We start from the raw sequence: 13,936 nt of genomic DNA, 5'->3' as shown, positions 1-13,936 counted from the left end.
TTAAAATTGTTAAAGATTCAATATCAACTGAATTTATATATAAAACATTTGATAGAATAATAGACTAAAAACGTGCTACAACAATGTATATAAAAAATAGGCGAAATAGTAGTAAATTCAAGACTTTTGGCTCGTATCAAAGTTTGTACTTAACCGAAAGTTTGGTGCTTCAAAATCGCCTACTTTTCATATACTAACCGTTATTTTAATTTGAAAGAAAACATTAATGAAAGAAAGTAAGTCTTCTAAAACTTGGAATTATTATAAAAAAAATAGTTGGAAATTAGGAGTCTTTATTTTATTAGTAACTATTTTTTATTTTGTTATTCAGAAAGTTGAATTCAATATGAATTCCATTGAAACTTATGGGAAAATATATGAAAAAAAACGAATTTTAAGTGGAATGAGAGTTGGACCTCAATTTATGTATAAGTTTTGGTTTATGTACGAGGGAAAAAAACATTTTGGAAAAACAACAAAAACTCTTGAAGGAGAAAATAATATTGGAAGAGTATTTAAAGTAAAAGTTTCAAAAAATAATCCTGAAGTTTATGAAATTCTTTTTGAACAAGAATATGTTGTAAAATATATAATAGAAAAAAACGGAAATAAAAAAACTCTCTATTTAGAAAAAAACTGAGGGAGTATTTCAATAACTGCATAAATTAAATACTATCATAAAAAAAGTAGCTATCCAAAAATAGCTACTTTTCATTTACTCAAAACTCTAAAACTACCTCAAATCAAAAGTTGTGAGTTTCTTTTTACCATTTTTGAAATACAAGTATTGATAATCATCCTTTTCAAAAACAAAAAAGGACGGAAAAAATTTATAAAAGTGTCGCTCAAAGAGCGACATAAATTCTATAAAAAAGATTTTGAAACCTTTCTTTTAATAAGTAAATTTGGGTGAATAAAAAAAGCTTCTCTATTTTAGAAGCCAACTACTCTAATAAAAAACTATGAGCAATCATCCATACCAAAAAATTACCAATGACAGACATTTTATCATCAATTGTTATGTTGAAATGTTGTCGAGAATCAACGAAACTGAAACTATCAAACTTATAGAAAGCAATCCTGAGGATTTTTCCATTATTGAAAATGAACAAATTCCTGTTGAAAAACTCATTCAGTCGTTGAGCATTTATTTTCAATTAATGACCTTAGTGGAAGAAAATGCAGCTACTCAATACCGAAGAAAAATGGAAAACGAAGAAAATATTTCTTCCATTAGAGGTTCTTGGGGTGAAGCGTTGCATAGCTGGAAAGAAAAGGGAATTGATGAAAATCAAATGTTTGAAGCAATTGCAAAAACCACTGTAATTCCAGTTTTGACAGCACATCCCACTGAAGCTAAAAGAGTTACTGTTATCGAAATTCATCGTGAATTGTACCTTTTATTGGTGCAAAGAGAAAATTCGTCTTTTAGTAAAATTGAACAAAATGAGATCAAAGAAAAAATCATTCATTTGCTAGAAAGATGGTGGAGAACTGGAGAAATTTATTTAGAAAAACCTACCATTAGAGATGAACGTGCAAATACCATTCACTATTTGAGAAAAGTATTTCCAAATGTGCTCAAAAAAAGTGATCAACAATTGAAAGGTTCTTGGGTTGAAATGGGATTGAATCCGAATAAAATTAAAAATCCTGAGAATTTCCCAAAAATAAAATTCGGAAGTTGGGTTGGTGGAGATAGAGATGGACATCCTTTTGTGACGCCCACAATTACGCAAGAAACACTTTTATTGCATCGAAAAAATGCATTGGCACTTTTAAAAACCTATTTAACATCATTAGCTAGTAAATTATCAGTTTCAGCAATTAGCAATCCTGTCCCTTTTTTATTGTCTGATGCCATTCAAACAAAAGCAATGGCTTTGGGTGATGAAGGAAAAATAGCCATTCAAAGAAATCCATACGAACCTTGGAGACAGTATGTTAGCTTAGTTTTAGTGCAATTAGAAAACACCATTTTAGGCAAAAATACAGATGCAAATGCACATTATAAATCCAGCAAAAATTTGGCTGCTGATTTAAAATTTTTAAGAACTATATTGAATGAAAATGGTTACAAAGGGTTAGCAGAAGATTTGTTATTTCCTATTGAAAGAGCCGTTCATTGTTTTGGTTTTCATCTGGCAACGTTAGATATCAGACAAAATAGTGCTTTTCATGACAAAGCCATCAGTCAAATTCTAAAAGCAAATGGAGAAAAAGACAGTGATTTTGAACATTGGAACGAAGAAAAAAGAGTTGATTTTTTAAATGCTTTGTTAGAAAATCACGCTCCTATCACAGATATTACAGTTTCTTATGGAACAGAAGCTGACAATGTATTGGATTGTTACAGAGTGGTTCGAAATCACATCAATCAATTTGGTGCTGAAGGAATTGGTTCTTTTATTGTGAGTATGACACGTAATTTGAGCGACTTGTTAGTTGTTTATGTTTTGTTGCGTGAAACACAATTATTAAATACAAACATCAAAGTAGTTCCATTATTAGAAACTATTGAAGATTTGGAAAATGGTCCAAAAATTTTAGAGAAATTTTTACAACATCCTATTACTCAAAAACGTGCTGTATTGGTTGAAAACAAACAAGAAGTGATGTTGGGTTATAGTGATAGTAATAAAGACGGAGGAACCATTGCCAGCAAATGGAATTTGTTCAAAGCAGAAGAAAAACTGGCAGCAATTGGAAGCAAAAACAACACAGAAATTTATTTCTTTCATGGAGCTGGAGGTACCATTAGTAGAGGTGGTGGAAAATACCATCGTTTTTTAGAAAGTATGCCTCTAAATACTGTCAATAATACTATTAAAATTACGGTTCAAGGAGAAACAATTGCGCAACTTTTTGGAAATCCATTAACGGCAACGTACAATTTGAATGCCTTAGCATCTGGAGTTGCCAAACAAAGTATTGATAGTGCTTTGGCTGAATATAAAACTCAATTTCCAATGGAAACTATGGAATATTTAGCAAAAAAATCTTTTGAACATTATCGAGATTTTATTGATACGCCAGGTTTCATAGAATTTTATGGAAAAGCTACTTGCATTGATGTGTTGGAAAAAAGTAAAATTGGTTCAAGACCCGCAAGAAGAACTGGCACAAGAACCTTGAACGATTTAAGAGCAATTCCTTGGGTGTTTAGTTGGAATCTTTCCAGAATTACATTAACGGGTTGGTATGGTTTAGGGGGCGCTCTCAAACAGCTGAAAGAAGAAAAACCTTCTGAATTTGAAGCCCTAAAATCTAGCATCAACGATTGGACATTTCTGAAATTTTTGATGATTCAAACAGAGACCAATTTGATTTTATCCAATGTTGAAATGATGGAAATGTATGCTGATTTGGATGAAAATATTACTGAAAGAACTGTTTTTATGGATAAAATTCTGACAGATTATCACAATGGATTTACCATGATTGCCGAACTTTTTGGCGAAAAAGCTTTGAGCAGAAGAGAAGGACAATATGATAATTTGACTTGGAGAGATCACAAACTGCAAATTTTGAATAGACTTCACATCAAATATTTGAAAGAATGGAGAGCCATGACTGATGAGAATAGTCCTGAAAAAGAAAAAATGCTTACGCAATTACTAAGCATTATCAACTCATTGTCTAGTGGATTGAAAAATACGGGTTGATTAAAATTTAGAATTCAAACTTGTTGATTTTTTATAAAAAATAGTTACTTTGGGCAACCATTGTGCGCAATCGAAAATTGAAAAAGGATATTTGAAGTTGCGGATATTAACAAGTTGTTGATAATACCGATGAAACGAACTTTAAACATAATTCTGATACTAATTTCAACTTTGAGTTATTCTCAAAATAGCTCGGAATTTGACGTTTTAAGAAAAATTATTGACCACGAAATTGGAAAAGGGACATTAGGAATTTATATCCAATGTGAAAAACCAAAAATTTCATTTGACCAAAAAGATTTTATAGAACAGACTGGACTTAAAGTCCCTAAAAATATTCTAAACGAGATTGAGCAAAATGGAACAAAAAGTAGCAAAGGAACTTGGAATTCGAAATTAATAAGCGAATTGAATTATAGCTCTGACTTTATTAAAATCAATAAGTGTTTGACCAAAGAAGATGTTAAATTAATATTCAAAAAAACTCGAAAAAGACAAAATATTATTTCAATAAGTGAGCCGATTTTTGATAATAATTATGAAAATTGTGTAATTTCCATAAATTACTGGAAATTTAGTGGAAGCGCATACGGTCATAGATATTTTTTGAAAAAAGTTTATGGAATTTGGACTGTAATAGTTGAATATGACACATGGATGACTTAAATAAAAGTACATAAATAACACCGAGAAAATTGCTACTTTTAGCATAACCTAAATCAGTTGCATTTTTCCCAACTTTTTATAAACAATCACTTATCTGCTAATTTTTCAACACCCAATTTTCAAAACACAAACTTTTGTATATTTGATAAAAGTTTAAAATGACCACAAAAGAACACATATTAAAAACGCTAAAATCTCATAAATTAGAGCTTTCGAAGTTTGGCATTAAAAATGTTGGCTTATTTGGTTCATACATTCGTAATGAACAATCAAACGAAAGCGATATTGATTTGCTTATTGATTTTGAACCTGAAAAAGAAAACTTTGACAACTTCATGGCTGTATATGATTTATTCGAAAAAATCTTCAAAAACGAGAAAATAGAAGTTGTAACTAAAAATGGATTAAGTCCATACATTGGTCCAAAAATTTTAAATGAGGTTCAATATGTCTAAAGAGCCAAAAGAGTATCTAAAACATATTAAAGTATTCCTACAATTGAGCTGAAAAGTTTTCAGTTTCTCTCTACCTCAACTTCTTGATTTTGTTACTTTATAAAAAATAGTTACTTTAGAGAACTATTGTGCGCAATAGAAAATTTAAAAAAGGGTATTTGAAGTTGTGTGTATTTAATAGTTGTAAGTAAGCTAAAAAAAATTCGTTATAGAATTTAAGAAAAGTGAATCTAAATAAAATGGAAGATAAATTTAAACAGTCAATTAAAGAAATGACGACTGATGAATTACTAAATATTGTAAGTTCACCTGAAAAATGGCAACCAATTGCTGTTCGTTTTGCGAATAACGAATTAATATTTCGGAAAGTAGAACCGAAAAAAATTGAAACTGCTAAATATCTGTCAAAAAAGAGAGATAGAATTAAGAAACAAACGAAAGCAAATCAAGGTTATCATCTTTGCGATTTTATTTCTCAACCTTTTTGGAATTTAATAGAAATTACCTTTTCGTGGGAATTAAAAAAAGATGGATTTCCGAAAAAAGCCAGACAACAAAAAAAATTCCGAATTGCACTTGGATTAATAATTTTAATCTTTATTATTTTAAAAAATTTAGGTTAAAAACGGAAAAACCAACATGAACTAAAAAAATTGAATTATTTCTGAAAAAGAATTGAGAAAAGCCTACGCACAAAAAAAACTAAGTCAAAAAACAAGCAATTTCAAGCTAATTTTAAAACAAAGTTTCAGCTTTCAATACTACTAAATTTTAAACACCTGACAGTCCCAAAGTTTCGGGTTTGTCAGGTGTTTAATTTTATCTAATAAAGAAATAAGATTTAGAAAAGCATTCTCTAATTCTTCAAAAATCGTTTTATCACAATGCCTTTTTCAGTATAGATTTTCACCAAATACAACCCACTTGAAATTTCTTCAATGTTGATAGGTGCATTATTTTTAGAAACCTTTTTAACCAAAGTTCCTAAAGTAGAATAGATTTCTACACAAGCTATTTCTACGGATGTTGCACGAATATGCAACTGACTTTTTGCTGGGTTTGGGAAAATGGTAATTTCATTTTCTAAAATTTCATCGCTAATAGATAGCGTTTCACAGCTAGTACCAACTTTATAAGTGATGTATTTTGTCACTGCTAATCCACCCGCAAACGCAAATTTACAAGCATACGAAATGGTTTCACCATCTGCAAGTCCACCTATGGTTTTCGTAAACGTCAATCCTGAAACAAGATCCATTTGCACTTCTCCAAAAGGCGATTGTTTCCATAAATAAGCAATCACTCCTGCTCTATTGGTGTCTAACAATTCAAATGAGATTTTTACACTCGTTCCAATGGTTTCAAATGTGGCTTTGTATCCTGTTGAAAAACTTCCTTGTTGCGCAACATTCGAAGTTTCCACACATTTTTTTACTTCTTGCACTGAAATTGAAATGATAGATGAAGTGGCAGTAGCGCCTTCATTGTCTGTGACAATGGCTTTCAACGAATGATTTCCTACACTTGCACCATTCCAACTGAATGAAAAAGGCGAAGTGGTATCTTCTCCTATTTTAGTTTCTCCGTCATAAAATTCCACTTTTGCAATGCTTCCATCCAAATCAGAGGCTGATGCTGTGATATTGATGGCTGTTCCTTGCGAAAAAGAACTATTGTTTGTGGGTGATGTGATATTCACTACAGGAATTGCATTGGACGTTTCTTGCACAATGACCAACATTTCGTCAAACGAAGTATAGCTTCCATCATTGACAGTAACTTTGCATTTATAAATCCCTTTTTCCAAGTTGGAAATGGTTGGAGTTGCCGAATTTAGATTGTCAAAAGCAATCACAGAAGGCCCATAAACTTGTTCCCAAACATACGTAAGTGTTTTATTTTCTGGATGCGAGCTTGCAGAAGCGTTTAAAACTGCTGTAGAGGCTGGCAAAATAACCACGATATTTTCACCTGCATTGGCAACAGGTGTAGTGTATCCTAAAGGACTTGCATAGCTAAAAGTTAGCTTTCCAAGATTGAATTCGCCACTAGAAATCACCAAACGCAAAATGTGTTTTCCTTGTGTAAACTCAATATTATTTACTGTTTTTGTAGCCCAAGTATTCCAATTTCCAGAAGTGGGCACTGTAATATCTGCACTAATTTTCTTGCCATCAATCTCAAAATAAAAAGGACCTCCTCCATTTGAATTTCCGGAAGCATATCTCAAATTCAAATCGTATTTTCCAGCAGTTTGTACATCAATGGTATATTCTAACCACTCACCTGCAGCCAACCAACCAATGGTTTTTCCTTCACTACCTGAATCTGCAGCATCTACATATTCATTGGTTCTATAATCACCTTCGTTAATCTGAGAACCATCTACGTAAGCAATATTTTGACCCAAACCTCCTTCGAATTTGTCGTAATTTCCAGATTCAATGATTCCAGGAATTTGAAAAGCAACATCCAAAAATGGGAGTTGTTCTCCCACTTGAATTTTTACAATATTGCTCACCGCAAAATCAGCATTTTGATAAATTTTGGCATACATTCCATGAACTCCCAAAGTAAGATTTTCAGCTTTGAACACAAAAGGCGCTGTAAGTTTGGAACCAATCAAGGTATTTCCATCAAAAAACTCCACTTTCGAAACTCCAGAACCTGAAGTGGTTACTGTCAAATCTACACTTCCATTGGCAAAAGCCTGCGTAAAACTTGTGCTAATTACGCCAGAAACAGTCACATTTTTACTAGTTGCCATTTCACGAGCAGGAACTTCTAGCTGAAATCCGTCAGAAAAAGTGACCGTTTTAGGAGCGTTTGTATAATTATGAGCCACATAGGTTTTGTTTCCGTCTTTGACAAAAACAGCCGCAATTGGATAATCTGCAGTAATACTTGGATTCAACGTTCCTAAAGCATTCATACTGTGCAACCAATGATAGGTTTGTGCATCCGAAATTCCGAATTTCAAACTTCTATCTGGATAGGCATCATACAAATCAATAGCCGCTTGCGGATTGATGAATGACAAAAATTGCCAATAGGTATCATGCCACAAATTAGGATTTGCTTGATTTCCAATAATGCCTGTATTTTGAGTAATTTCATTCCAAAGTTTGGTCACATACGTTGGATTGTGCGCTAAGTACAAAGAACCTCCATGAATCGGATACAATTCAATACCGTAAGAAGCTGCAATATCTGATGTCCAAAAAGTGCCATTGTCATAGGAATTTCCCCAAACTCTAGACACCAAACTATAGGTTTGCTCGGGTCTAAAATTGCGATCATACATGTCAAACCAATATTCTTCAATTGCAGTTTGTTCGGTGGTATAAATATAAATTCCCAAATCACGAATTTCAGTATTGTTGGTGATGCTTCCCCAATGAATCAAAGAAGACGCAAATTGCATACTTTCGGAAGTAGATTCTTGGTCATTTCCTTGAGGAAACGTTGCAAATCCGTTTGCCCAACTATGCCCTGCATACGGACTGAAATTTCGTAAAAAAGGAAACGTTGTATCATTTCTGTCAGAGGAAGCTGCATCACGCACCAACAAATTGATCATTCCACCCCATTGCGAAGCCCAACCAGGTTCAAATTGCTCCATAAAAGCAGCTGCATGTATAAAATATCCCCAATGAAAATGGTGGTCGTTCAAGTTTGTATCTTGTCCATGACCTGAGGGATATCCCAACAACGCAGACCATGTTGAATTGTAATAAAACAAAAATGCTTTTTCTCCTGATTGATGAGACAACCAGTTTTCCAAACGCTGTTTTACTGTGGCAATCATTTTATTTCTGGCAGTGGTATTCCCCATTTGATCTGCAATTCGTGCAGTTTGAATCAAACGATTCATCACTTGACCTTCGTTGTATGAATCTGTCCAATCAGACAAACCATCATTTTCGATACTTGCAATTTTACTATCCAAATTGGCAGGATTGAATCCCACACTGTAGTTCGCCAAATAAGGCAAGGTTGGTAAAATTCCTTTGAAGGTATGCTCCACTTGAAACGCATTTCCTTTCATAGTTTTCATTGCACCTCTCACAGAACTATAGGTATATTTGTTAGGAATTGCAGAAGCGCTTGACAAATTATTCCATTGATGAGGCAACAATCCCAACAAAATTTCGGTTTCAGTACCTTCTTTTACAGAGGTTGTTACTGAAAAATCAGTAATCACTTTTGAAGTTGACGGATTAAAATTCCATGAAGTAGTTGTATTTGTAGGAAAAACATAGGCATATTGCTTGTATTCTTGCGCTACTGAACTCACATTCGTGTTAGATTGAGGCAACATTGCCATAGACCAATAGGTTTTTCCACTCAATGAAGAAGTATAAATACTTGCATTTTTTGTCCAAGTACTTCCTGTTGGTGCATAGAAAACAAAATCAGCTCCAGCAGCTGCATTTTCGATGATTAACAATTCATTATTGATAGTTGCAGTTCCTGAGTTTACTTTTATTTCCACAACATCGTCTGCTTCTTTTTCAAAATACAAAAAAGGCATGCCAATTCCTGCAGTTGCTTTCAGTTCGCGAGAAGCATCTTTCCAATTCATGGTCACTGTCCAATCAGAATAATCAGAAACCGTGGTTTGTGTGGTTGCCAATCCTGATAATTTCACTTCAATAGGCGCAGAATCACCAATCACACCCCAAGGAATGTAGGTTACAATCAATCCATTATTGGTAGTTTTTAAGGTCATTGGATAATTGAACAAATTATCCGCATGATTTTCTTTCACTAATTTAGACCACCAATCATTGGTTGGCACAGGTTTGCCAATGGCATTGCCACTCAATTGAGGTGCTCCAGATGGAAACCCATTTCGTCCTGCAATGTCTGTCCCAGGAAAAGTGTTGGTATAACTTCCATTGCCTACTTGCGTAGTTTGCGCAAAAAAGCTGATGGAAAAAAGAAAAAGAATCGATGTAAGAAAACGGTGTACTACTGTAAATTGCATAAAATATATTTTTTGCTAAACTACCATTTTTTAAAAACAAAATCCCAAAACACACCAATACAAAAACAATACAACCAAAAAAGGAATGAAGCTATTGAGGTTTCAATATTTTTTGGGTATTGATTTTTGTGGTTATTGAAAAAAGGAGTACTTTGGGCTGAGGAAATGCGTGTTTTTAATGATTAAAAAAGTTAGATGAAGTTGCCCCGCTAGTGCGAGCTTCACGCTCTTACCCATAAAGAAAATAAAAAGTAACTATAAATTAATTTACTAATAAAAAACCGTTTTAGTACCAAGACGTTTTAAAACATTTAAATTAATGACTGCTTTTCATTACAAAGCTTTTAAACTGAGCGAAGATGAGTCTTTTGTAAAATATAATTTGAACACGGATTTTTTTCTTGACCCAAATGATTTTATTGAGGTTATCATTAGGAAAAAGGATTTGAAAATTTTGAATTATGACAAAATAAAAGACTTATTAGATCTTCAAGTTTCCAAGAAGCCTTTAAATTGGTTAAGAGCAAAATGTACAGACGATAGAATTGTTTTTAAAGAAAACCTAAAGCATTTAGCATAGAATTTAAGTTTAGATGAATACCAATAGCGCAAATTTGCAATCCGTGTCAATTCTAAATATCAAACAATAAATTAATTACATTCAGAATAATTTTTTAAACAAAAGATACATTGCAAGAAGATTATTATTTTAGCTCTGCAAAAAATATTGTTCTGGGCATGGTTAGCAAATCCACATTTACTTTATAATACATTAAAAAATGTATAAATATATTTATTACAAATTATACAAAATAACAAAAAAGAGTGAAAAAAATTTGGCTTCACATATGAGGATGCCAGCTACTTTAACTATTTTTTCTCTTTCATTTTTACAATTTATTAATTTAATGACTATTTTAATTTTGTTAGTACATTGGCTAAAAATTTTTAGCCCCACTACTATATCAAAAGAAATAGCAATTGGAACAATACTATTTCTCTATGGAATAAATTATTTTCTATTTGTAAGAAATAGAAAGTTTTTGCTTATCGAGAAAACATATGATGAAGCACCAAAAAAATTAAAATCAATAAAAACAAAACTTTTTTGGATATATATAATATTAAGTTTTGCTTTGCTTTTTTTTAGTTTTGCTAAATTTAATACACGATAGTGGATTACTCCGCTAGTGCGAGCGTCACGCTCGTACCCACAAAGAAAATATACAAAAAATAAATTATTAATACATTTACCAATAAATAATCACGAGCGAGACGCTCGCGTGAGCGGTGTATAATTTGAAAAATAAATGAATATTAGAATTCGAAATATAAATTGTAACAAAAAAAGCGGAATTCTGATTGTCGGAATTTGTTTAATTGCAATGCTTTTGGGATATTTCGTTGAATCTTATCGTGGAACTTGGATTTATCATTATGGAAATACGATTTCCTTATTTATGTTTTATTGTGGAATTTTATATTCATTCATTAATACAATACTTTTGATATCAAAGCATAAATCTGAATTAAAAAATAATTTTATTTGTTTGTTTTTAAGTGCAATTCCATTTCTATATATCATAATAATGATTGCTATAGCAATGTCTAAATCCCAATAGCGCGGATTTGAAATCCGTGCCAATTCTAAATATCAAACAATAAATTAATTTCATTCACAATAAACCTCTAAAAAATAGAAACTCAATCTAAATACTATTATTTTAGATCCATATCAAATAAAGAATCCATAGGATTCATATATCTATAGAAAATAATTGATAACGATTCATTCGACCCCAAGAGGGGTCGCACCAAACACCTAAAACTATTGGCTATACATATGAAATCCCTAGCGGGATTTATTTTTTGAAAAAACTCAAAAAAAATCTATCAATCGAATTTAGAAAACTAGTAACCCAACTTAGAAATCTTGCAACCTGATTTAGGAAACTTTCCTTAGCATTTAGAAAATTTGCTTTAGCATTTAGGAAAATCCCCCGCTAGTGCGAGCGTCACGCTCGTACCCACAAAGAAAATAAACACAAAAAATAAATAATTAATCATTTACCAATATATAACCACGAGCGAGACGCTCGCGTGAGCGATTTATAAATAGTGGTGGTTTTGACACTTGAGTGTCTCAAAAATTGTTGAATGTAGCGAATGTCTGTTCCGATTTCGAGCAAATGAGTTGCAAAACTATATGTTCAAGTTCAAATCAAATAACCACTTGCTATGTCACAACTCCCTCAGTGAGTTGTTGCCATCGGGCACGTACCCAACTGCAATTGCGCACCGTGAGGACTACCTAAATTTAGTACTATTTATTGTTTAAATATACTACTATTTATTGATAAACATTATACTATATCCTTAAGTATATAGTACAATATTTAGTAGATATTACTATTATAAATAGTCAATACTTATACAATTAATAGGTAGTTGCCCACGTGCCCAATTGCGACTGCGCACTGAGGGAATAGCAGTTGGGCACTGAGGGAGTTGCAAGTTGTGCTTTAGGTGTTTGTAGACGACCTTTTGTATATGGCAAACGGCTATGTATAAACCACTAATTACTGTTTTGTATAGAGTACTTGTTTTATGCGATCTCCATTTAGAAATAAACCACCATTTATAAACTCTATGGTATAAAAGTCAACAATCATTTTATAAGTAGCTACTAGCAACCCTACCGCTTTATAATCATTTTGTAACGTTATTTCATAATTTTTAGCATCCAAATGTTTGATTGTAATGCTTGTATTTGTCTCTGAATTCAAATAATTTCCATTGATGCTATTGAAATCAACATCTTTCTCTATTTCGTCTACTTTGGTCAATGAATAGGGTGCATGATTTGTATAGTACGCTGTTACCTGTGTTTTCCCATTTGTATTGGTTGTAAATTCTTGTTTAAAAGCTGTATCAAATTTTTGGTGAAATATATTAGCAGCTTCACGTTCTAATTCCACATCATTTCTACCAACTCTTTTCAGATATATTTTTCCATCTCTTTTTTCAAATGTAAATGCAAAATCATTCTCTGTAAGGTAAGTTCCCAAAATATCATCCTCACTAATATAGTTACCTATGCTTGTTGGTTTTGTAACAAAATATGTTTTTGTGGGTTGTAAGTTTAAAATAACATCCGCCATTTGTCTTGTTTGATTGTATGGAATTGATTTACCCGTATTTGTTAGTGTTATCATAGCTGTTTTTTTATCAGGAAATCGAATTGTAGTTGCTTTCCAAGCACCAGTTGCTCCTTCATGAAATGTGTAATCCAACTCTTTATACTTGCCAAATTCAAGTCCATAGCCATAATTTTTAAAATTTGAGTTTAAAATAACTTGTTGACTTTGTGCAATTATTTCTCTTTTAAAAGTAGTGCTTCCTTTACCTTGTACTAATTTTTCCCATTGAATTTGGTCTTCCAAAGTAGAAAAAATAGTACCATCACCAACCACATTCCAAATCCAATTGTAGGTTGTCCAGCTGCCAAAATTAAAATAGGCTCTCGCTATTTGTCCTGAGATTTTTGTGTAATTACTTTCAAAAGAAGTATTTGGCATTTTTAATTGGAGAAATAGTTCTTTGGTATAATCAGCAAATGTTTTCTTAGCAACTTTTTCGACAATTAGCGCCAATAAAATGTAGTTGGTATTGCTATACAAATATTTGGTGTTGGGTTTAAAATTCAAATCGACCTGTTTTTCAATCAATGCCAAAACATCCTTGTTATCAAAAGATTTTTCCCACCATGTATAGCCTTGTAATGACCATAAATCATAACAGTCTCTGATTCCACTTGAATGATTTAACAAACTTTGAACTGTTATATTCTCTTTTATAGTGGGATATATCGTTGGAAACCATTTTCTAATATCATCATCAAGTTTTAGTTTCTTTTGATTCATCAATGTCAATATTGCCAAAGCTGTAAATTGTTTACCATTAGAAGCGATGTTAAACCTGGTTGAAGATTTGATGAATATACTATCCATCAAGTCTGCATATGTAAGCTTCCCTTAAATTCGATCCATTCAAAAATAGAATTTTTATTCATTTAATCTGTATTCAATTGGTGATTTATTTTTAAGTGATTTATGTGGTCTATTGTAATTGTAATCGTTTATCCACTCTTGACTTATATC

Annotated in this window: 10 protein-coding genes and 1 pseudogene; 7 read left to right on the top strand and 4 right to left on the bottom strand. The window is 32.1% G+C overall.

What is annotated here, in order from left to right; translation table 11 throughout:
* Positions 1-226: 226 nt before the first annotated feature.
* The 5 genes from IU405_RS01105 (at position 227) to IU405_RS01085 (ending at position 5,409) form a co-directional block, all read left to right on the top strand.
* Positions 227-640, top strand: coding sequence for a hypothetical protein (locus IU405_RS01105; protein ID WP_197436787.1), 414 nt, complete (start codon positions 227-229; stop codon positions 638-640).
* Positions 641-962: 322 nt separating this feature from the next.
* Positions 963-3,665, top strand: a complete 2,703-nt coding sequence (locus IU405_RS01100) for a phosphoenolpyruvate carboxylase (RefSeq protein ID WP_197436786.1) — start codon at positions 963-965, stop codon at positions 3,663-3,665.
* 129 nt (positions 3,666-3,794) lie between these two features.
* Entirely contained in the window at positions 3,795-4,331 is a 537-nt protein-coding gene (locus tag IU405_RS01095) for a hypothetical protein (RefSeq protein WP_197436785.1), read from the top strand.
* Between the two features lie 158 nt (positions 4,332-4,489).
* Entirely contained in the window at positions 4,490-4,786 is a 297-nt protein-coding gene (locus IU405_RS01090; RefSeq protein WP_197436784.1) for a nucleotidyltransferase family protein, read from the top strand.
* A 239-nt stretch (positions 4,787-5,025) separates the two neighbouring features.
* Positions 5,026-5,409, top strand: a complete 384-nt coding sequence (locus tag IU405_RS01085) for a hypothetical protein (protein WP_197436783.1) — start codon at positions 5,026-5,028, stop codon at positions 5,407-5,409.
* 233 nt (positions 5,410-5,642) lie between these two features.
* Here IU405_RS01085 and IU405_RS01080 read toward each other — a convergent pair whose 3' ends face one another.
* On the bottom strand, positions 5,643-9,776 hold the full coding sequence (locus IU405_RS01080; RefSeq protein ID WP_197436782.1) for a glycosyl hydrolase: 4,134 nt from the start codon (positions 9,774-9,776) through the stop codon (positions 5,643-5,645).
* 319 nt (positions 9,777-10,095) lie between these two features.
* Here IU405_RS01080 and IU405_RS01075 point away from each other — a divergent pair, with 319 nt between their 5' ends.
* Complete coding sequence (locus IU405_RS01075) at positions 10,096-10,356, top strand: hypothetical protein (RefSeq protein ID WP_197436781.1); 261 nt, start codon at positions 10,096-10,098, stop codon at positions 10,354-10,356.
* 199 nt (positions 10,357-10,555) lie between these two features.
* Complete coding sequence (locus IU405_RS01070; RefSeq protein WP_197436780.1) at positions 10,556-10,951, top strand: hypothetical protein; 396 nt, start codon at positions 10,556-10,558, stop codon at positions 10,949-10,951.
* Between the two features lie 888 nt (positions 10,952-11,839).
* On the opposite strand, the pseudogene IU405_RS01065 reads toward IU405_RS01070, so the two are convergent.
* From IU405_RS01065 to IU405_RS15845, 3 genes and pseudogenes are all read right to left on the bottom strand, one after another.
* Positions 11,840-11,983 (bottom strand): annotated as a pseudogene (locus IU405_RS01065) (tyrosine-type recombinase/integrase); the annotation flags it as partial.
* 372 nt (positions 11,984-12,355) lie between these two features.
* On the bottom strand, positions 12,356-13,786 hold the full coding sequence (locus IU405_RS01060) for a serine hydrolase domain-containing protein (RefSeq protein ID WP_197436778.1): 1,431 nt from the start codon (positions 13,784-13,786) through the stop codon (positions 12,356-12,358).
* A 54-nt stretch (positions 13,787-13,840) separates the two neighbouring features.
* A complete protein-coding gene (locus tag IU405_RS15845) occupies positions 13,841-13,933 on the bottom strand; it encodes an integrase core domain-containing protein (RefSeq protein WP_410896734.1) in 93 nt (30 codons plus the stop codon).
* Positions 13,934-13,936 lie beyond the last annotated feature (3 nt).

Origin of the sequence: Polaribacter sp. BAL334, from assembly GCF_015767435.1 — a bacterium.
Taxonomy (GTDB): Bacteria; Bacteroidota; Bacteroidia; order Flavobacteriales; family Flavobacteriaceae; genus Polaribacter.
Note: the sequence above shows the minus strand (reverse complement) of the source record. Positions and strands in the feature narration are given on the sequence as shown.